Genomic DNA, 19,570 nt, shown 5'->3' on the forward strand with positions numbered 1-19,570 from the left:
CTCAGCGGGGTTGCGGCGTGTCGCCGATCAGGATGATGACGCCGTTGTCCCCTCCCCACCAGAACCCGAGGCGCTGGCCGGGACTCATCTCCTCGGGGCGTTCGTCGTCGGGGATCCACGCGTAGGGTACGGGCGCGACGAGCGCGCTCTGCTCTCGCAGCACCGCCGGCACGCAGCGTCCTCTGGCCCGGTCCTCGCGTTCGATGACGATGCAGTGCTCGCGCTGGACGGCTCCTTGGGCGCCCGCGATCCAGACGTTCCACCCGTAATACTCGCCGAGCGGCTCGACCCACTCGACGGTGCCGCTCGAGGGGATCGGCGGAGCTTCGGAATCGGGAAGATCGACGAAGCTGCCGAACGAGCCGTCGAGGGGGATCCGCAGCAGGACCGTCGAAGTGAGGTCCCGCGTGAACGAGTACGCCTCGGGCGCATCGACGTAATCGACCTCACCGGTCGGACCGGCGCCGCGCAGCGCGTTCTGCACGAACGTCGACGCGACGACCGCGGCCCCGACGACGATGACCGCGATCCCCGCGACGACGAGCGTGCGGCGACGGCTCCACTTCGATCGGGTCGCGGTGCCTGCGGGGTCGCCGGTGGGCGATGCGGATGCTCCGCCTCCACCGTCGCCCGGACGTGTCACCTCCGTCGCCGACGGTTCCGCGGGACGGGCGAGCACCCGCACACCCGCGGCCGCGCCGGCGTCGGACGGGTTCGGCACGTCATCGCGGACGGCGGACCCGCCGCCTCCCGACGCGGACCCGGGCGCGCCATCCCCAGCACCGGATGCGACCGGCGCATGCTCCGCGCGCACGCGGTCCTCGAGCTCGACGAGGCGTGCGAGCTCCTTCGCTTCGAGGGTCTCGGCCGAGGGGCCGTACGCCCGGCGCCTCAGCGCGTCGAGCTCGGCCCGGTCGGCGGCATCCATATCATCGCTCCCCGCTCCGGCCGTTGAGCGGCTTGCGGAGGAAGACCTGCTCGATGCCGTCGTCACCCGGCACGCGCTGCGACTCGCGATACCCCTCGCGCCGATACAGCCGGAGATTCGCCTCGCTGAGCGACCCGGTGAACAGCTCGGCGACGGCGGCGCCGGCATCCGTTCCCCTCCGCTCGACCGCCGTGAGCAGCCGCGAGCCGATGCCCTCTCCTTGCACGTCCGGCGCGATCACGAGACGGCCTACGAGCAGCAGGTCGCCGTCGCGCTGCGCCCGCACGGCTCCGACCATGCGAGAACCGAGGTGTGCGACGCAGCCGAGGTTCTCGCGCAGCTCGGCCTCGAGCGATTCGAGCGTCTGCGTGAGGGCGGGAAGCGACGGCGTGCCGTAGATCAGCGCCTCCTGCACGAAGGCGGCGCGCTGGAGCGTGAGCACCTCGCCCGCGTCTTCGGTGCGGATCTCGCGGATCGTGACGTCGGCCACCTTCTCACGGTAGACCCGGTGGGGCGCGTGCGGGAGAGCGCCCGCGTCCGCCCCACCAGGCTTCCCGCAGGCGCGTCGCCTACCCTTGAGCCATGACCTCGTCGCGCCCGCCTGTCCGTGAGACGCGTCCGGCGACCCCGCGGGTGCGAGACACCGCGCAGGTGCGCCCCGCGACCGAGGGGTGGACGCAGAAGAAGGACGCCGAGGGGCGCCCGTTGCTGCAGTTCGCGAGCCCCAAGCGCGGCAAGCCGCCCGTGCACCTCGCCGACCTCACGCCTGTGGAGCGCGTCTCGAAGGTGAAGGAGCTCGGCATGCCCGGGTTCCGCGCGAAGCAGCTCGAGAAGCACTACTTCCACCACTGGACGCACGACCCCGCCGAGATGACCGATCTGCCGGCCGCCGGCCGCGACGAGTTCGTCCACGGCATGCTGCCGCCCCTGCTCACCGAGGTGCGGCGGCTCGAGACCGACCGCGGCGACACCATCAAGTTCCTGTGGAAGCTGCACGACGGAGCGCTCGTCGAGTCGGTGCTCATGCGCTATCCGGGGCGCATCACGCTGTGCGTGTCGTCGCAGGCCGGATGCGGCATGAACTGTCCCTTCTGCGCGACGGGCCAGGCCGGGCTCACGCGCAACATGTCGGCCGCCGAGATCGTCGAGCAGGTCGTCCGCGCGAACCGCCTCATCGCCGACGGGGGATTGGGCGACCCACGCCGGGTCGGCCACGAGGGCGAGCGCGTCACCAACATCGTGTTCATGGGCATGGGCGAACCCCTCGCGAACTACGCGCGCCTCATGCAGGCCGTGCGGGTCATGGTCGACAAGGAGCACGGCCTGGGCATGAGCGCTCGCGGCATCACGGTGTCGACCGTCGGCCTCGTGCCCGCGATCACGAAGCTCGCGCACGAGGACATCCCCGTGACCTTCGCCCTGTCCCTGCACGCGCCCGACGACCAGCTGCGCGACGAGCTCATTCCGGTGAACTCGCGCTGGAAGGTCGACGAGGCCCTCGACGCCGCGCGTGCGTACTTCGAGAAGACCGGGCGCCGCGTCTCGATCGAGTACGCGCTCATCAAGGACATGAACGACCACGCGTGGCGCGCCGACCTCCTCGCCGAGAAGCTCAACTCACGCGGCCGCGGGTGGGTGCACGTGAACCCGATCCCGCTCAACCCGACGCCCGGCTCGATCTGGACCGCGTCGGAGCGCGACGTGCAGGACGAGTTCGTCCGCCGCCTCAACGACGCCGGGATCCCGACGACGCTGCGCGACACACGCGGCAAGGAGATCGACGGGGCGTGCGGCCAGCTCGTCGCCACCGAGGAGGACCAGGCGGTCGCCGCGGCGACGCCCCTCGAAACGTGACGTGACTCGCGGGATGCTGCCGCTGGGGCATCCGCGAAGGAATCGTTTCGCCCTCGGTGAACGCGCCTGATGAATGTCGGTGGTGCGTGCGAAGGTGGTTCCCGCATCCCTTCCAGACAGTGCCCCGCCCGCGGGGCTTCGTCGTGTTCCTCGCCGCCTCCGGGAGTCATCGTGCTGGCCAAGCTCCTCGTCCGCTATCTCAAGCCTTCCGGGTGGCTGCTGCTCGGCGTGCTGCTGTTCCAATTCGCGGCGGCGCTCGCGATGCTCTACCTCCCGAGCCTCAACGCCGACATCATCGACAACGGCCTGTCGCGCGGCGACACCGACTACATCTGGCGCACCGGGACGCTCATGCTCACGGTGTCGCTCGGCCAGATCGTCGCGTCGATCATCGCGACGTACTTCGCGGCGAAGGCCGCGATGCGCGCGGGTCGTGACATGCGCGACGACATCTTCGCGCGGGTGTCCGGCTTCTCCGAGCGCGAGGTCACCGGCTTCGGTGCGGGCTCGCTCATCACGCGCAACACGAACGACGTGCAGCAGGTGCAGATGCTGGCGATGATGTCGGCGACGTTCCTCGTCTCGGCGCCGCTGCTCGCGATCGGCGGCATCATCCTCGCGATCGAGCAGAGCATCAGCCTCTCGTGGATCATCGCCGTCGCCGTGCCGGTGCTGCTCGTCGTCGCCGCGCTCATCATCGCCCGAATGGTGCCGCTGTTCCGCAGCTACCAGGGCAAGCTCGACGCGGTCAACCGCGTGATGCGCGAGCAGCTGACGGGCATCCGCGTCATCCGCGCGTTCGTGCGCGAGCCGATCGAAGAGGAGCGGTTCCGCGAGGCGAACACCGACATCATGGTCGTCGGCCGCAAGGTCGGCTCGCTCTTCGTCGTGCTGTTCCCGGCCGTGATGCTCATCCTCAACGTGACCGTGGTCGGAGTCATCTGGTTCGGCGGCATCCAGGTCGACGCGGGCGAGGTCCAGATCGGCACGCTCTTCGCGTTCATGCAGTACGTCATGATCATCCTGTCCGGCGTCATGATGGCGAGCTTCATGACGCTGATGATCCCGCGCGCGTCCGTCTCGGCCGAGCGCATCGGCGAGGTGCTCGAGGTGAAGTCGACGCTCGAGCGCCCGGCGGACGGCGTAGCTGAGCTGCCCGAGCCGGGCTCGGTCGAGTTCCGCGACGTGACATTCACGTATCCCGGAGCCGAGCACCCGATCCTGTCGGACGTCAGCTTCAGCGCCGCGCCCGGTGAGACGGTCGCGATCGTCGGCTCGACGGGCGCCGGAAAGACGACGCTCGTCTCGCTCATGCCGCGCCTGTTCGACGTCACGGGCGGCGCCGTCCTCGTCGGCGGCGTCGACGTGCGGCGCGCCGACCTCGACGCGCTCTGGAGCACGATCGGCCTCGTGCCGCAGCGTCCGTTCCTCTTCTCGGGGACCATCGCGACGAACCTCCGGTTCGGTCGCGAGGACGCGACGGATGCCGAGCTGTGGCGCGCGCTCGAGATCGCGCAGGCGAGCGACTTCGTGAGCCAGATGGAGGGCGGGCTTGACGCGCGCATCGCGCAGGGCGGCACGAACGTGTCGGGCGGCCAGCGCCAGCGGCTCGCGATCGCCCGGGCGATCGTGCACGACCCGCATGTGCTCGTGTTCGACGACTCGTTCTCGGCCCTCGACCTCACGACCGACGCGAGGTTGAGGCAAGCACTGTGGAGAGAGCTGCCCGACGTCACCAAGATCGTGGTCGCGCAGCGCGTCTCGACGATCATCGATGCCGATCGCATCGTCGTGCTCGACGACGGCGGCGTGGTCGGGCTCGGCACGCACGAGGAGCTCCTCGAAACGTGCCGGACCTACCAGGAGATCGTCGAATCCCAGCTCGGAGTGGAGGCGGCTCGATGAGCACCGACAAGACAGCCACCCGCCGCGGCCGCCGCGCCGAGCGCGAGCACAGCGAAGAGGAGAAGCTCGAGCTCGAGCTCGCCGAGCAGGCGCGCCTCGCCGCCGACGACTGGAGCGGCGGCGTCGCGCCCGGCAAGGCCGCGCATTTCTGGCCCTCGTTCCGCCGGCTCCTCGGCCTGCTGAAGCCGCACGCCGTCGCCTTCGTCTTCGTGTCGATCCTCGGCGCGCTCGGCGTCGTGCTCGCCGTGCTCTCGCCCAAGGTGCTCGGCGAGGCGACGAACATCCTCTTCGAGGGCGTCGTGTCGTCGATGGCTCCCGCCGGTGCGACGAAGGAGCAGGTCGTCCAGGGCCTCATCGACGCCGGGCAGCAGGATCTCGCGAACATCGTCTCGGCGATGCAGAACTTCGTGCCGGGGGCCGGTGTGAACTTCCTCGCGCTGAGCCGCGTGCTGCTGCTCGTGCTCGTGCTGTACTTCGCGTCGTCACTGCTGATGTGGCTGCAGGGCTACGTCATCAACGTCATCATGGTGCGCACGATGTGGCGCCTGCGCGAGCAGGTCGAGGCGAAGGTCAACAGCCTCCCGCTGCGCTACTTCGACCGCGTGCAGCGCGGCGAGGTCATCTCGCGTGTGACGAACGACATCGACAACATCACGCAGATGATGCAGCAGTCGCTGTCCGGCGCGCTCACGAGTGTGCTGACCGTCGTGGGCGTGCTCATCATGATGCTGTCCATCTCGTGGCAGCTCACGCTGGTCGTGCTCGTGAGCTTCCCGCTCATGGGCATCCTGTTCGGCGTGATCGGCCCGCGCTCTCAGAAGGCGTTCGGCATCCAGTGGCGCAAGGTCGGCCGCCTCAACGCGCGCGTCGAGGAGTCGTTCTCGGGCCACGCGCTCGTCAAGGTGTTCGGCCGCGAGCAGGCCGCGCGCGAGGCGTTCCGCGCCGAGAACGAGGAGCTCTACCAGGCTTCGTTCAAGGCGCAGTTCCTCGCGAACATCATGCAGCCCGCGATGATGTTCATCGGCAACCTCACGTACGTCGGCATCGCCGTGTTCGGCGCGCTCATGGTCGCCGGCGGCCAGCTGCGACTCGGCGACGTCCAGGCGTTCATCCAGTACTCGCAGCAGTTCACGCAGCCGCTCGCCCAGCTCGGCGGCATGGCCGCCGTCGTCCAGTCGGGCACGGCCTCGGCCGAGCGCGTCTTCCAGTTCCTCGACGAGGGCGAGCAGGAGCCCGACGCCGCCGACGCCCCCGCGCCGGCGGAGGGCGACGGGACGATCGAGTTCCAGGACGTCGCGTTCTCGTACTCGCCGGACCGCCCGCTCATCCACGACCTTTCGTTCCGGGTCGAGCCGGGGCAGACGGTCGCGATCGTGGGCCCGACCGGCGCCGGCAAGACGACGCTCGTGAATCTCATCATGCGGTTCTACGAGCTCGACAGCGGCCGCATCCTCCTCAACGGACAGGACATCGCCGAGCTCGCGCGCCGCGACATCCGCGCGAAGACCGGTATGGTGCTGCAGGACCCGTGGCTGTTCGCGGGCACGATCCGCGAGAACATCCGCTACGGCCGCGCCGACGCCACCGAGGAGGAGATCCTCGAGGCGGCCCGTGCGACGTACGTCGACCGGTTCGTGCACTCGCTGCCCGACGGGTACGAGACCGTCCTCGACGAGGACGCGTCGAACATCTCGGCCGGCGAGCGGCAGCTCATCACGATCGCACGCGCGTTCGTCGCGCAGCCGTCCGTGCTGATCCTCGACGAGGCGACCAGCTCCGTCGACACGCGCACCGAGCTCCTGCTACAGCACGCGATGGCGGCGCTGCGGAAGGGTCGCACCTCGTTCGTGATCGCGCACCGCCTCTCGACGATCCGCGACGCGGACCTCATCCTCGTGATGGAGAACGGCGGCATCGTCGAGCAGGGCACGCACGACGAGCTCATCGCCGCCGAGGGCGCCTACTACCGGCTCTACAACTCGCAGTTCGAGCAGGCCGCGATCGACCTCGACGAGGAGTTCCGCGTCGAGGCGGAAGAGGCGGCCGCCCGCGCCGAGGGCGAGCCGGCCGACGAGACCGCACCGGTCACCTGACTCCGTCGGCGGTGGGTCTGCCATGAGGCCCACCGCCGGTGTCGGCTCTCAGCGCTTGCGGTTCTCCCACTCGTCGACGAGTTCGGGCATGCGCTCGGCGAGGTACCGCAGGAAGGCGGCCATGTCGCGTGCCCGCGAGACGGATGCCGGGGCATCCGTGTTCTCGTCCGCGATCGTGTCGAGGTACTCGCCGAGCTTCGCGTACAGCGGCGTGTTCGCGATGACCATGGATCGCCAGCCGTCGTCCATGAGGTCGTAGCGCGCGAGGCGATCGCCGGGCTTCGAGAGCCTCTGGATGATCCGCATCGACTGCAGATAGCGCACCGCGCCCGAGACGGCGGCGGGCGACACTCCGAGCCGATCGGCGAGCTCTGCAGCGGTGTATCCCTCATCGGGGGATCCCACCAGCGCCATCATGACGCGCGCCGGCATCCGCGGCATGCCCGCGGCCGCCAGCATCCCCGCGCCCTGCTCGGCGGCATCGATCCCCGCGTGCTCGTCGCCCATGCTCCCCCTTCCCGAATCTATCCTCCCGTCGCGAGCTCGCGCCGCCGCATCAGGCCGAGCGCGGCCGCGGCGCCCACGACGACCGCGCCCACGAGCCACCAGAGCCCGCGCACATCGACGGCGTCGCCGTCGACGATCGGCGTGACCGCGATCGGCGACAGCCGCACGAGCCACTCGGGGAACCCGAAGAGCGGCCCGAAGAGCCCGAGCGTCATGCCGACCACCACGAGCGACCACCCGAGCGCGATCGTCACGCGCGGCGCGAGCACGAATGCGAGCGCCGTCAGCACGAGGAACACGGATGCCCCGACCACCTGCCCCGCGCCCGTGACGGCGACGGTGCGCATGAGGCCCCAGTCGCCGTCGCGCGCGGCGATGCCGAGCGCGGCGCCGCCGATCGCGGCCGCGACGACCAGCACCACGCCGATCGCCGCCACGACGAAGTAGTCGGCGAGCCACCGGACCCGCGCGACGGGTGCCGACAGCACCGGTTCGGCGGTTCCGTGCGTCTCCTCCTGACGGGCGCGGCACACCACCTGCACCGCGCAGCACGCGGCGAGCACGCCCAGCATCGTGAAGAACGTCGTGATCGTGCCCTGCTCGATGCTGCCCTCGCCCGAGATCTGGCGGAGGATCTCCTCGACGGCCGGGTTCGACGCGCCCACTTCCTCGACGATCGATGCGAGCGAGGTCGACATCACACCCGCGATGAGCCCGCCGACGACCCAGCCGGCAACGGCTCCGCGCGTGAGCCGCCACACGAGCGCGGTCGGCGACGACAGGGCGGCGGATGCCTCGGCCCGCCCGCGCCGGGCCGGGACGAAGCTCTCGCCGAGGTCGCGCGCCGCCGCGAGACCGATCGTGACTCCGGCGAGCACGATCCCCACGCCGATGCCGAGGAACGCCGGCCACCACAGGTCCTCATCGAACGCACGCGCGTTCTCCGCCCAGCCGAACGGCGACGCCCACGCGAGTCCCGAGCTCTCGATGCGGGAGAGGTCGTCGCTCGGCGTGCCGATCGCGTTGCCGATGCCCGACGCGAGGAACGCGGCGAGCGTGATCCACACCGCCGTCGCGTTCGCGGCTCGCGAGGTGCGCAGGAGCTGCGCGCACACGAGCGCGATGCCGAGGAAGCACACGCCGACGCCACCGGCGGCCGCCCCCGCGAGCGCCGCACCGGCGGGGTCGAGGCCCACCGCGATGAACGCGAGCGCGACGAGCGCGCCGAGCACGACGTTCGCCCTGAGGCCGTGGAGAGCGGTCGCGACGACGGGCATCATCCGTCCCGCCGGTGTCGCGGCCACGAGCTCGGCCCGCCCCGCCTCCTCGTCGCCGCGTGTGTGCCGCACGGCGAGGAACGTGCTCATGAACGCTGCCAGCAGAGCCAGCCACGGCATGATGAGGAACACCATGAAGGCGCCCTCTTCGGGACCAGACGGGAGCCCGCGGAACAGCAGGATCACGGGGTTCGCGACAGCCGCCGCCAGCAGCGAGACGCGGTCCTGCTCGGTGCCGTACGACTGCGCGACGCCGACGTACGCGAGGTAGGCGAGGAGCGCCGTGCCGACGGTCCACATCAGCAGCTGCCGCCAGTCGCGGCGAACGCGCTGCGCCCACAGGGTGCCCAGGCCCATCGTCAACGCCCCGCCGCCGTCGCCGACGCCACGCGCTCGCCGTCGCCGTTCGCTTCGCCCGCGACCTCTTCGCCGTAGTGCCGGAGGAAGAGCTCCTCGAGCGTGGGCGGCTGCACGCGCAGGCCCGTGACCTGCCGTTGGGCGAGCTCGGGCAGCACGGATGCCACGGCGTCGCTGTCCACCGTGAAGCGGGCGCGCCCCGCGTCGAACGCCGGGTCGTGGGCTCCCGCGATGCCTTCGAGCGCGCTCGCGTCGGCCGCCTCGAACGACACCTCGGTGCGCGTGAGGTGGCGGAGTTCGGCGAGCGTGCCCGACTCGACGATGCGTCCGGCGCGGATGATCGACACACGGTCGCACAGCTGCTCGACCTCCGACAGGATGTGGCTCGACAGCAGGGCGGTGGCTCCGGCGTCGCGGAGCCGTGCGATCTCGCGCCGGAAGACGACTTCCATCAGGGGATCGAGGCCGCTGGTGGGCTCGTCGAGGATGTAGAGATCGGCCGGCACCGCGAGCGCCGCGATCAGCGCGATCTTCTGGCGGTTGCCCTTCGAATAGGCGCGGCCCTTCTTGCGCGGATCGAACTGGAACGCCTCGAGCAGCCGCTCCTTCTCGGCCCGGTACACCGGATCGCGCCGCTTCGCCCCGCGCAGGCGCGCGAGGAAGTCGATCGCCTCGCCGCCGGAGAGGTTCGGCCACACGCTCACGTCGCCCGGGACGGAGGCGATGCGGCGGTGGAGCGCGACGGCGTCGCGCCACGGATCGCGGTCGAACACGCGCGCCTCGCCGCTCGTCGCGCGCGCGAGCCCGAGGAGCACGCGGATGGTCGTCGACTTGCCGGCGCCGTTCGGGCCCAGGAAGCCGTGGATCTGACCCGACGAGACCTCGAGGTCGAGGCCGTCGAGCGCGCGCACGCGCCGATAGTGCTTGTGCAGTCCGCTCGTGCGGATCACGGCTGCCATGCGCGACACGCTACGCGCGTTTCACGAATTTGTGAATAGAGCGAAGCGAGTCCCGCGGAGCGGGCTGGGTGCGACGTGAGCGGCGGCTGGGGCATCCGCTTCGCCACTACGTTTGTGCGCATGGTTCAGCATCGGTACCTCGGAAACAGCGGCTTCAAGATCTCGGAGATCACGTACGGCAACTGGCTGACGCACGCGTCGCAGGTGGAGAACGAGGCCGCGATCGCGACCGTGCACAAGGCGCTGGACCTCGGGATCACGAGCTTCGACACGTCCGACAACTACGCCAACACCGCCGCCGAGTCGGTGCTCGGCGAGGCGCTCAAGGGTCAGCGGCGCGAGTCGCTCGAGATCTTCACGAAGGTCTACTGGCCGACGGGCCCGATGGGGCCGAACGACCACGGCCTGAGCCGCAAGCACATCCTCGAGTCGATCAACGGCTCGCTCAAGCGGCTCGGCACCGACTACGTCGACGTCTACCAGGCGCACCGCTTCGACTACGAGACGCCGCTCGAAGAGACGTTCCAGGCGTTCGCCGACGTCGTGCGGCAGGGCAAGGCGCTCTACATCGGCACGTCGGAGTGGACCGCCGAGCAGCTGCGAGACGGTCACGCGCTCGCGAAGAGCTACGGCATACAGCTCATCTCGAACCAGCCGCAGTACTCCGCGCTGTGGCGCGTCATCGAGGGCAAGGTCATCCCTGCGAGCGAGGAGCTCGGCATCTCGCAGATCGTGTGGTCGCCGATGGCGCAGGGCGTGCTGAGCGGCAAGTACCTGCCCGGTCAGCCGGTGCCCGAGGGCTCGCGCGCGACCGACGATGCGGGGGGAGCGACGTTCATCAAGCGGTTCCTCGCCGACGACGTGCTCGAGGCGGTGCAGCGGCTCAAGCCCATCGCCGAGGGGGCCGGGCTCACGATGCCGCAGCTCGCGATCGCGTGGGTGCTCGCGAACCCGAACGTATCGGCGGCGATCGTCGGGGCGTCGCGCCCCGAGCAGCTCGAAGACACCGTCAAGGCGTCGGGCGCGGCGCTCGACCCCGCGGCGAAGGCCGCGGTCGACGAGGCGCTCGCCGGCGTCGCGATCACCGACCCGCAGAAGACGTACGAGTCCTCCCCGAAGGCGCGGCTGACCTGACATCGTAGGAGGCATGGCCGTCACGAGCGCGGGGGTCCTGCTGTATCGGCTGGCAGGCGGCGCGGCCGAGGTGCTCATCGCGCACATGGGCGGTCCCTACTGGGCGTCGAAGGACGCCGGCGCGTGGTCGCTGCCCAAGGGCGAGTACGAAGAGCGCGCCGAGTCCGCGCTCGACGCTGCCAAGCGCGAGTTCCGCGAGGAGCTCGGCATCGACCCGCCCGACGGCCCGTTCGCCGAGCTGGGCACGTTCCCGTACTCGTCGGGCAAGCGCGTCACGGTGTTCATCGCCGACGGGGCGGACTTCGAGCTCGAAGGCCTCGAGTTCGGCGAGTTCGAGCTCGAGTGGCCGCCGCGGTCGGGTCGTACGCAGACGTTCCCGGAGGTCGATCGCGTCGAGTGGGTGAGCTTCGCCGAGGCGCGGGAGAGGCTCGTGAAGGGACAGCGCCCGGCGATCGACCGGCTCGAGGAGCAGCTCGCCGAGGCTTCGTGAGGGCGGATGCCGCGGCATCCGCCTCGTTCTCCCGGTGACCGGGCGTCACCTCGCGTCACGCAGCGTCACACTGCGCCGAGCCGGGTCCAGCCGTTCGTACGATCGACTCCGGTTTGCCCGCCGGAGACCGGCCCAGGCTCCGCCCCACCCGCGGGCACGAACACGGAGAACAATGAGCAACCGCACCGCGTCCGCATCGACGGACACCGAATCCGCGCCGAAGCGCTTCTCGCCGCGCAAGCTGCTCGGCAGCTTCGGCTTCCAGATCCTCGTCGCCCTCGTGCTCGGCATCATCCTGGGCCTGGTCGCCCGCGGGATCGGGCCCGACGCCGAAGACGCCCCCAACGGCCTCGCCGCGACGCTCGACGTCATCGGCACGTCGTACGTGACGCTGCTCAAGGCGGCGGTCGTGCCGCTCATCTTCACGGCGATCGTCGCGAGCATCTCGAACCTCCGCCGCGTGCGCAACGCCGCGCGCCTGGCCGGCCAGACGCTGCTCTGGTTCGCGATCACCGCCCTCATCGCGGTGACGATCGGCATCGTGCTGGGCCTCGTGATCCAGCCCGGCTCGCGCGCCGGCGAGGGCCTCGAGCCCAGCGACCCCTACACGGTCGGCTCGTGGTGGAACTTCCTCATCGGTCTCATCCCGCAGAACTTCCTCGGCCTCCAGGTGTCGTCGAGCTTCGACGCCGAGGCGGGCGCGGTCGCCTCGTCGGTCGGGTTCAACGTTCTGCAGGTGATCGTCGTGTCGGCTGTCATCGGCCTCGCGGCGCTGCGCGTCGGAAAGAAGGCCGAGCCGTTCCTGTCGTTCGTCGAGTCGACGCTCAAGGTCATCCAGCGCGTGCTGTGGTGGATCATCCGCATCGCCCCGATCGGCACGCTTGGCCTCATCGGCAGCGCCGTCGTCAAGTACGGCTGGGAGAAGCTCGCGTCGCTCGGCTGGTTCGCGATCGCGATCTACATCGGCCTCGCGCTCGTGCTGTTCGCGGTCTACCCGATCCTGGTGAGGTCGCACGGCCTCTCGATCCGCCAGTACTTCTCGGGCGCGTGGCCGGCGATCCAGCTCGCCTTCGTGAGCCGCTCGTCGATCGGCACGCTCCCCGTGACCGAGCGTGTCACCGAGCGCAACCTCGGCGTGCCGAGCGCGTACGCCTCGTTCGCGGTGCCCTTCGGCGCGACGACCAAGATGGACGGCTGCGCCGCCATCTACCCGGCGATCGCCGCGATCTTCGTCGCGCAGTTCTTCAACATCGAGCTCACGCCGCTGCACTACGTGCTCATCGCGATCGTCTCGGTCTTCGGCTCGGCGGCGACCGCCGGCACGACCGGTGCGACCGTCATGCTCACGCTCACGCTGTCGACCCTGGGCCTGCCGCTCGAGGGCGTCGGCCTGCTGCTCGCGATAGACCCGATCCTCGACATGGGCCGCACCGCGGTCAACGTCGCCGGTCAGGCGCTCGTGCCGACGATCGTCGCCAAGCGCGAGGGCATCCTCGACGAGAAGCTCTACAACGCGCCCCGTCAGGGCCTCCCGTTCGTCGACGACAGCGCGGAGGAGACCCCCGCGGTCGACCTCGACGCCGAGATCGCGGCGCACGACGAAGAGGTGCACGCCGGACGCTGATCCGGACGAGTCGCGCGGGCGCGGCATCCGTTTCCACCTGGTGAGACGGATGCCGCGCCCGCTCCGTTTCCCGCCAGACTGAGAGCATGACCGAACCCCAGCGGCCACTCGGAACCTTCGGCGTGTGGCGCCGTCGCGACGGAGCCACGCCCGACTTCGCGGCCGGCGTCGAACGCCTCGGCTACACGACCCTGTGGATCGGCGGCTCGCCCGGTGCCGACCTCGCCGAGGCGGAGGCATGTCTCGATGCGACCGAGGACCTCGTGGTGGCGACCGGCATCGTGAACATCTGGCGCGGGGAGGCACGCGAGGCGGCCGCGGCGTTCCATCGGCTGGAGGCGCGGCATCCGGGCCGTTTCGTGCTCGGCATCGGGTCGGGGCATCCGGAGGCCGACGCGCGCCGCGCCAAGCCGCTCGCCGCGATGCGCGAGTACCTCGACGTGCTCGATGCCGAGGGTGTGCCCGCGGGGCGTCGCGTCGTCGCAGCGCTCGGACCCAAGACGCTGCGCCTCGCGGCCGAGCGCTCACTCGGCGCGCATCCGTATCTCACGCCGCCCGGTCACACGCGGTGGGCCCGTGGCGTCGTCGGGCCCGACGCGCTGCTCGCACCGGAGCAGATGGTCGTCGCCGAGACGGATGCGGCGACCGCCCGTGCGGTCGGCAGATCCGCCCTCCGCCGGTACCTGCGGTTGCAGAACTACGCCAGCATGCTGCGCGCGTCTGGTTTCGGAGACGACGAGCTGGCGGGCGACGGCAACGACCGCGTCGTGGACGAGCTGACGGCGTGGGGCGATCCGGCTGCGCTCGCCTCCGCCCTTCGCGCGCACCTCGACGCGGGCGCCGACCACGTGTGCGTGCAGGTGCTCCCCATCGACGGCGACGCGCTCCCCGCGCTCGCCGAACTGCGCGCGGCGCTCGCGTAGCGCTCGCCCCAGCCCTTGCAAGGGGTTGTCGCGCCGGGTTCCACGGGCGAGACTGTCCGAGTTCCATCCACGAGAGGACGACCAATGCCACACGGCGACATCACTCACGTCGACATCCCCGTCACCGACTTCGCGAAGGCGACGGAGTTCTACTCGCGCCTGTTCGGATGGCAGATCGCCGAGGTCCCCGGCTTCGAGGGATACCCGATGTGGCAGGCGCCCAACAAGATCAGCGGCGGGGCCCTCGCGCAGCGCAGCGAGGGCTTCACGCAGCCTCGGTCCTACGTCGAGGTGGACTCGATCGACGACGTCATCGCCACCGCGCGGGCATCCGGTGGATCGGTCGCGGTCGAGAAGTCCGAGATCACCCCGACGAGCTGGTGGGCCGCGATCGTCGACCCGGACGGCAACGTGATCGGGCTCTTCGAGGGAACGACCGAGGCCGAGGAGTCGTGACGCAGGAGCTTCGCGACGGAGTCGCGGCACAGCCGGAGCGCACGAGTGTGTGGTTCGGTGACATCGCGCCGATCGACTTCGACGAGATGGCCGAGCAGACGCTCATCCGAAACCTCGGCATCGAGATCGTCGAGATCCGTGACGACGCTCTGGTGGGGCGGATGCCGGTCGACCACCGCACCGTCCAGCCCGCAGGCGTCCTCCACGGCGGCGCCTCGGTCGCGCTCGCCGAGACGCTCGCGTCGTGGGCGGGGTTCCTCGCCGTCGACCGCGAGCGGTTCCACGTCGTGGGGCAGGAGATCAACGCGAACCACATCCGCCCCCTCACGAGCGGGTCGGTCATCGGCACGGCGAAGCCGATCAACATCGGCCGACGCGCCCACGTGTGGGAGATCCGCATCGTCGAGGAGGGCACGGGGCGGCTCGTGTGCATCTCGCGGTGCACGCTCGCGGTGATCGAGCAGCGCAGCACGTACGGGAGGCCCGGGGAGCGGGGCGCTTAGCGCGCGGGTCGCGTGGCCCCCCTGCCGCTCGGACGCGGTCCTGATCCGGCGGCGGCTCCTCCGCCGCAGCCATTCGTGTATACGCTGAACGCCGCAATCGACGCGAAATGGGACATCGAGCGTCTTTGTGTATACACTGGGCGCGGCCGATCAAAAGGGGGTGACCGATGCGCGCGAGCGACCGCGCCTACCGCACCCTTCTCGACGAGATCCAGACCGGCGCCCTCCCCTCCGGAGCCGTGCTCGCCGAGGTGGAGCAGGCGACGCGCCTCGGGGTGAGCCGCACCCCCTTGCGCGAGGCCCTCGGGCGCCTCGCCGCCGACGGGCTGGTCGTCCAGCAGTCGCCCCGCGTCACGGTCGTCGCCGACGTCGACGCCGACGACATCCGCGCCCTGTTCGAGGTGCGTCGCGCGCTCGAGGAGTCCGCCGCCCGGACGGCCTCCCAGCGGGGCGACGGCGCCGAGTTCGCCGCCCTCGCCGAGCAGTTCGCCGCGGCATCCGTCGACGGTCCCGACGCGACCGACGACTACTACGCCCTCATCGCACGCTTCGACGCGGCCCTCGACGCCGCCGTTGCGAACGACTACCTGACCGCCGCGCTGCGGACGGTGCGCACGCACCTCGTGCGCGTGCGCCGGCTCGCGCGTGACAACCCCGAGCGGCTCGCGGCCTCGGTCGCCGAGCACCGCCTCATCGCGAGCGCGATCGCCGCAGGAGACGCCGAGCTCGCCGCGCATGCGACGCACGTGCACCTGCACAACGCCCTCGCGAGCATCCTCGCTTCGCTCGACCAGGCCTCGACGGATCCGGCGACCGGCCGCGCGCCCGTCGCCGCCCTCGCCGGCGGGCGCCTCACGAAAGGAAGAGCATGACCGTCATGCATCACGTCCGTGTCCACCGCAGCGATGAGAACCTCGCCCGGGAGGACCAGCTCGCGTGGAAGATCGCCGAAGTCGCCGCCGACCCCGTCGAGGTCGAGCCGGACGTCGTCGACATGATCATCAACCGGGTCATCGACAACGCCGCGGTGGCCGCGGCGTCGCTCACCCGCGCGCCCGTGAGCGCCGCCCGCCAGCAGGCCCTCGACCACGCCGTCTCGATCTCGGGCGAGGGAGCGACCGTGTTCGGCTGCCCGCTCGAGCGCCGCACGTCGCCGGAATGGGCGGCGTGGGCGAACGGCGTCGCCGTGCGCGAGCTCGACTACCACGACACGTTCCTCGCCGCGGACTACTCGCACCCCGGCGACAACGTCCCGCCGATCGTCGCGGTCGCGCAGCACGTCGGCTCCGACGGCGCGGCGCTCGTGCGGGGTCTCGCGACCGGGTACGAGGTCCAGATCGACCTCGTGCGTGCGATCAGCCTGCACAAGCACAAGATCGACCACGTCGCCCACCTCGGCCCGGCGGCCGCCGCCGGCATCGGCACGCTGCTCGACCTGCCCGTCGAAACGATCTACCAGGCGATCGGACAGGCCCTCCACACGACGACCGCGACGCGGCAGTCCCGCAAGGGCGAGATCTCGACGTGGAAGGCGCACGCGCCGGCCTTCGCGGGCAAGATGGCCGTCGAGGCGGTCGACCGCGCCATGCGCGGCGAGACGTCCCCGTCGCCGATCTACGAGGGCGAGGACGGCGTGATCGCGTGGCTTCTCGACGGGCCGGATGCCTCGTACGAGGTGCCGCTGCCCGCACCGGGCGAGCCCAAGCGGGGCATCCTCGACTCGTACACGAAGGAGCATTCCGCGGAGTACCAGGCCCAGGCGTGGATCGACCTCGCGCGCAAGCTCCACAACGAGCACCCCGAGCACGCCTTCGCGCCCGGCAACATCGAGTCGATCGTCCTGCACACGAGCCACCACACGCACTACGTGATCGGCTCGGGCGCGAACGATCCGCAGAAGTACGACCCGACCGCGTCGCGCGAGACGCTCGACCACTCGATCCCGTACATCTTCACCGTCGCGCTGCAGGACGGCACGTGGCACCACGTCGACTCGTACCTGCCCGAGCGCGCGTCCCGGTCGGACACCGTCGAGCTGTGGCAGAAGGTCACGACCGAGGAGGACCCCGAGTGGACGCGCCGCTACCACTCGGAGGACCCGGACGAGAAGGCGTTCGGCGGCCGGGTCGTGATCCGCTTCGCCGACGGCGGCGAAATCGTCGAGGCGATCGCGGTCGCCGACGCGCACCCGCTCGGCGCTCGCCCGTTCGCGCGTGAGGACTACGTCCGCAAGTTCCGCCTGCTCGCCGAACCCGTGCTCGACGCGGAGGAGATCGAGCGGTTCCTCGAGCTCGCCCAGCGCCTGCCCGAGTTGACGGCCGACGAGGTGCGCCAGCTCTCGATCATCGCGAAGGCCGGCGTCCTCGCAAGCGCACCGGCGCCGAAGGGCCTGTTCTGATGCTGTACTCGACCGTCACGGCCGCCGACAAGCGGCGCGCCTTCCGCGAGCGGCTCGCGACGGGGGAGCTCCTGCGGTTCCCCGGCGCGTTCAATCCGCTGTCGGCGCGCCTCATCGAGCGCAAGGGGTTCGAGGGCGTCTACATCTCGGGTGCCGTGCTGTCCGCCGACCTCGGCCTGCCCGACATCGGTCTCACGACACTGACGGAGGTCGCGGGGCGCGGACAGCAGATCGCGCGCATGACCGACCTGCCGGCGATCATCGACGCGGACACGGGGTTCGGCGAGCCGATGAACGTCGCCCGCACGATCCAGACGCTCGAGGACGCGGGTCTTTCCGGCACCCACATCGAGGATCAGATCAACCCCAAGCGCTGCGGCCACCTCGACGGCAAGGCCGTCGTCGACGAGGACACCGCGATCAAGCGCATCCGGGCGGCGGCGGATGCGCGGCGCGACCCGAACTTCCTCATCATGGCGCGCACCGACATCCGCGCGGTCGAGGGCCTCGACGCGGCGATCGACCGCGCGAAGGCGCTCGTCGACGCCGGCGCCGACGCGATCTTCCCCGAGGCGATGCGCAGCCTCGATGAGTTCGCGGCGGTGCGCGCGGCGGTCGATGTGCCGATCCTCGCGAACATGACGGAGTTCGGCAAGAGCGAGCTCTTCTCGGTCGACCAGCTGCGCGACGTCGGGGTGAACATCGTGATCTGGCCCGTCTCGCTCCTGCGGATCGCGATGGGCGCGGCGTCCGGTGCTCTGGATACGCTCATCGAAGAAGGTCATCTCACCAGGAGACTCGGCGAGATGCAGCACCGCGCCGACCTGTACGACCTCATCGACTACGAGTCCTACAACCACTTCGACACGAACGTCTTCAACTTCCACATCGAGCGCTGACCCGCGAAGGAGCACCATGACGACGGAGCCGGACATCAAGAAGGGACTCGCGGGTGTCGTCGTCGACTACACCGCGATCTCGAAGGTGAATCCCGAGACCAACTCGCTGCTGTACCGCGGATACCCCGTGCAGGAGCTCGCGGCGACGCAGCCGTTCGAGGCGGTCGCGTACCTGCTGTGGCACGGCGAGCTTCCCGACGAGGTGCAGCTCGCGCAGCTGCGCACCCTGGAGCGCTCGTACCGCCACCTTCCCGCCGACGTGCGCGCGGTCATCGACCGAGTCCCGATCGACGCCCACCCGATGGACGAGGTGCGCACCGCGGCGAGTCTCATCGGCGCGCGCGACCTCGCCGGCATGGGTTCGGTGCTCGACGCGAGCGGCAGCGCCGAAGAGAACCTGGCGCGCAGCATCCGCCTGTTCGCCGTCCTTCCCGCGATCGTCGCGTACGGCCAGCGCCGCCGGCGCGGACTCGACCCCATCGAGCCCCGCGACGACCTCGACTACGCCGCGAACTTCCTGTGGATGACGTTCGGCGACGTGCCCGAGGACGTCGTGGTCGACGCGTTCAACCGCTCGATGATCCTGTACGCCGAGCACTCGTTCAACGCCTCGACGTTCACCGCCCGGGTCATCGCGTCGACGCTGAGCGACCTGTACTCCGCGGTCGTCGGCGCGATCGGCGCCCTCAAGGGACCCCTGCACGGCGGGGCGAACGAGGCCGTGCTGCACATCTTCGACGAGATCGGCGACGCCTCGAACGTCGTGCCGTGGCTCGACGAGGCGCTCGCGCACAAGCGCAAGATCATGGGCTTCGGGCACCGCGTCTACAAGCGCGGCGACTCGCGCGTGCCCACGATGAAGGCCGCCCTCGACACGCTCGTCGAGCACTACGGCCGGCAGGAGGTCGCGGAGCTCTACGACAAGCTCGAGTCGGAGTTCGTGTCGCGGAAGGGCATCTACCCGAACCTCGACTACCCGTCAGGCCCCGCCTACAACCTCATGGGCTTCGACACGCCGACCTTCACGCCGCTGTTCGTCGCCGCGCGCGTGACCGGGTGGACGGCGCACATCATGGAGCAGCTCGCCTCGAACGCGCTCATCCGGCCGCTGTCGGCGTACAACGGCCCCGATGAGCGTCACGTCGAGGGCTATGTGCCGGATGAGGCGATGGCCGCGGTCGCGGCGCGCGCCGAGGAGGCCGCCGACTGAATCCCGCGTGCGCAGCTCCGGAGTTCCGTGTGCGCGGCGCCTGCGGCCCGCGT

At 70.5% G+C, this 19,570-nt stretch carries 18 protein-coding genes; 13 read left to right on the top strand and 5 right to left on the bottom strand.

Going from position 1 to position 19,570, the window contains the following annotated elements; all coding sequences use genetic code 11:
- Position 1: 1 nt before the first annotated feature.
- Both BJ991_RS03940 and BJ991_RS03945 read right to left on the bottom strand, forming a co-directional pair.
- A complete protein-coding gene (locus BJ991_RS03940) occupies positions 2–928 on the bottom strand; it encodes a hypothetical protein (RefSeq protein ID WP_179487652.1) in 927 nt (308 codons plus the stop codon).
- Between the two features lies 1 nt (position 929).
- Positions 930–1,418 (bottom strand): GNAT family N-acetyltransferase, encoded by a 489-nt coding sequence (locus tag BJ991_RS03945; RefSeq protein WP_179487654.1) that lies wholly within the window; start codon positions 1,416–1,418, stop codon positions 930–932.
- Between the two features lie 92 nt (positions 1,419–1,510).
- Between BJ991_RS03945 and rlmN the strand changes: the two genes are divergently transcribed.
- From rlmN to BJ991_RS03960, 3 genes are all read left to right on the top strand, one after another.
- Entirely contained in the window at positions 1,511–2,782 is a 1,272-nt protein-coding gene (gene rlmN, locus BJ991_RS03950) for a dual-specificity RNA methyltransferase RlmN (protein WP_179487656.1), read from the top strand.
- Positions 2,783–2,953: 171 nt separating this feature from the next.
- The gene (locus tag BJ991_RS03955; RefSeq protein ID WP_179487658.1) at positions 2,954–4,687 is read left to right on the top strand and encodes an ABC transporter transmembrane domain-containing protein; all 1,734 of its coding nucleotides are present in this window, start codon (positions 2,954–2,956) and stop codon (positions 4,685–4,687) included.
- The gene (locus tag BJ991_RS03960; protein ID WP_179487660.1) at positions 4,684–6,780 is read left to right on the top strand and encodes an ABC transporter ATP-binding protein; all 2,097 of its coding nucleotides are present in this window, start codon (positions 4,684–4,686) and stop codon (positions 6,778–6,780) included. The genes BJ991_RS03955 and BJ991_RS03960 overlap by 4 nt, the downstream gene beginning before the upstream one ends.
- Before the next feature lie 48 nt (positions 6,781–6,828).
- On the opposite strand, the gene BJ991_RS03965 is transcribed toward BJ991_RS03960, so the two are convergent.
- From BJ991_RS03965 to BJ991_RS03975, 3 genes are read right to left on the bottom strand one after another with little or no spacing between them, the layout of a single operon-like run.
- Positions 6,829–7,287, bottom strand: a complete 459-nt coding sequence (locus BJ991_RS03965; RefSeq protein ID WP_179487662.1) for a GbsR/MarR family transcriptional regulator — start codon at positions 7,285–7,287, stop codon at positions 6,829–6,831.
- Between the two features lie 17 nt (positions 7,288–7,304).
- A complete protein-coding gene (locus BJ991_RS03970; RefSeq protein ID WP_179487664.1) occupies positions 7,305–8,921 on the bottom strand; it encodes an ABC transporter permease in 1,617 nt (538 codons plus the stop codon).
- 2 nt (positions 8,922–8,923) lie between these two features.
- Positions 8,924–9,880, bottom strand: a complete 957-nt coding sequence (locus BJ991_RS03975; protein ID WP_179487665.1) for an ABC transporter ATP-binding protein — start codon at positions 9,878–9,880, stop codon at positions 8,924–8,926.
- 120 nt (positions 9,881–10,000) lie between these two features.
- Between BJ991_RS03975 and BJ991_RS03980 the strand changes: the two genes are divergently transcribed.
- The 10 genes from BJ991_RS03980 to BJ991_RS04025 all read left to right on the top strand — a co-directional run bounded on the left by BJ991_RS03980 (position 10,001) and on the right by BJ991_RS04025 (position 19,517).
- On the top strand, positions 10,001–11,014 hold the full coding sequence (locus tag BJ991_RS03980) for an aldo/keto reductase family protein (RefSeq protein ID WP_179487667.1): 1,014 nt from the start codon (positions 10,001–10,003) through the stop codon (positions 11,012–11,014).
- A 13-nt stretch (positions 11,015–11,027) separates the two neighbouring features.
- Positions 11,028–11,504, top strand: coding sequence for an NUDIX hydrolase (locus BJ991_RS03985; RefSeq protein ID WP_179487669.1), 477 nt, complete (start codon positions 11,028–11,030; stop codon positions 11,502–11,504).
- Positions 11,505–11,676: 172 nt separating this feature from the next.
- Positions 11,677–13,128: a dicarboxylate/amino acid:cation symporter gene (locus BJ991_RS03990; protein ID WP_179487671.1), complete on the top strand. Its 1,452-nt coding sequence runs from the start codon at positions 11,677–11,679 to the stop codon at positions 13,126–13,128.
- A gap of 86 nt (positions 13,129–13,214) precedes the next feature.
- On the top strand, positions 13,215–14,051 hold the full coding sequence (locus BJ991_RS03995) for a TIGR03620 family F420-dependent LLM class oxidoreductase (RefSeq protein ID WP_179487673.1): 837 nt from the start codon (positions 13,215–13,217) through the stop codon (positions 14,049–14,051).
- An 84-nt stretch (positions 14,052–14,135) separates the two neighbouring features.
- Complete coding sequence (locus BJ991_RS04000) at positions 14,136–14,507, top strand: VOC family protein (RefSeq protein ID WP_179487675.1); 372 nt, start codon at positions 14,136–14,138, stop codon at positions 14,505–14,507.
- On the top strand, positions 14,504–15,010 hold the full coding sequence (locus tag BJ991_RS04005; protein WP_343048643.1) for a hotdog fold thioesterase: 507 nt from the start codon (positions 14,504–14,506) through the stop codon (positions 15,008–15,010). The genes BJ991_RS04000 and BJ991_RS04005 overlap by 4 nt, the downstream gene beginning before the upstream one ends.
- 167 nt (positions 15,011–15,177) lie before the next feature.
- Positions 15,178–15,882: a GntR family transcriptional regulator gene (locus BJ991_RS04010; RefSeq protein ID WP_179487677.1), complete on the top strand. Its 705-nt coding sequence runs from the start codon at positions 15,178–15,180 to the stop codon at positions 15,880–15,882.
- Complete coding sequence (locus BJ991_RS04015; RefSeq protein WP_179487679.1) at positions 15,879–17,408, top strand: MmgE/PrpD family protein; 1,530 nt, start codon at positions 15,879–15,881, stop codon at positions 17,406–17,408. The genes BJ991_RS04010 and BJ991_RS04015 overlap by 4 nt, the downstream gene beginning before the upstream one ends.
- On the top strand, positions 17,408–18,307 hold the full coding sequence (prpB, locus tag BJ991_RS04020) for a methylisocitrate lyase (protein ID WP_179487681.1): 900 nt from the start codon (positions 17,408–17,410) through the stop codon (positions 18,305–18,307). The genes BJ991_RS04015 and prpB overlap by 1 nt, the downstream gene beginning before the upstream one ends.
- 16 nt (positions 18,308–18,323) lie before the next feature.
- Positions 18,324–19,517 carry a bifunctional 2-methylcitrate synthase/citrate synthase gene (locus tag BJ991_RS04025; protein WP_179487683.1) on the top strand — a complete coding sequence of 398 codons (1,194 nt, stop codon included), beginning with the start codon at positions 18,324–18,326 and terminating at the stop codon, positions 19,515–19,517.
- Positions 19,518–19,570: the final 53 nt, after the last annotated feature.

This window comes from Microbacterium immunditiarum (genome assembly GCF_013409785.1).
In the GTDB taxonomy this organism is placed as follows: domain Bacteria; phylum Actinomycetota; class Actinomycetes; order Actinomycetales; family Microbacteriaceae; genus Microbacterium; species Microbacterium immunditiarum.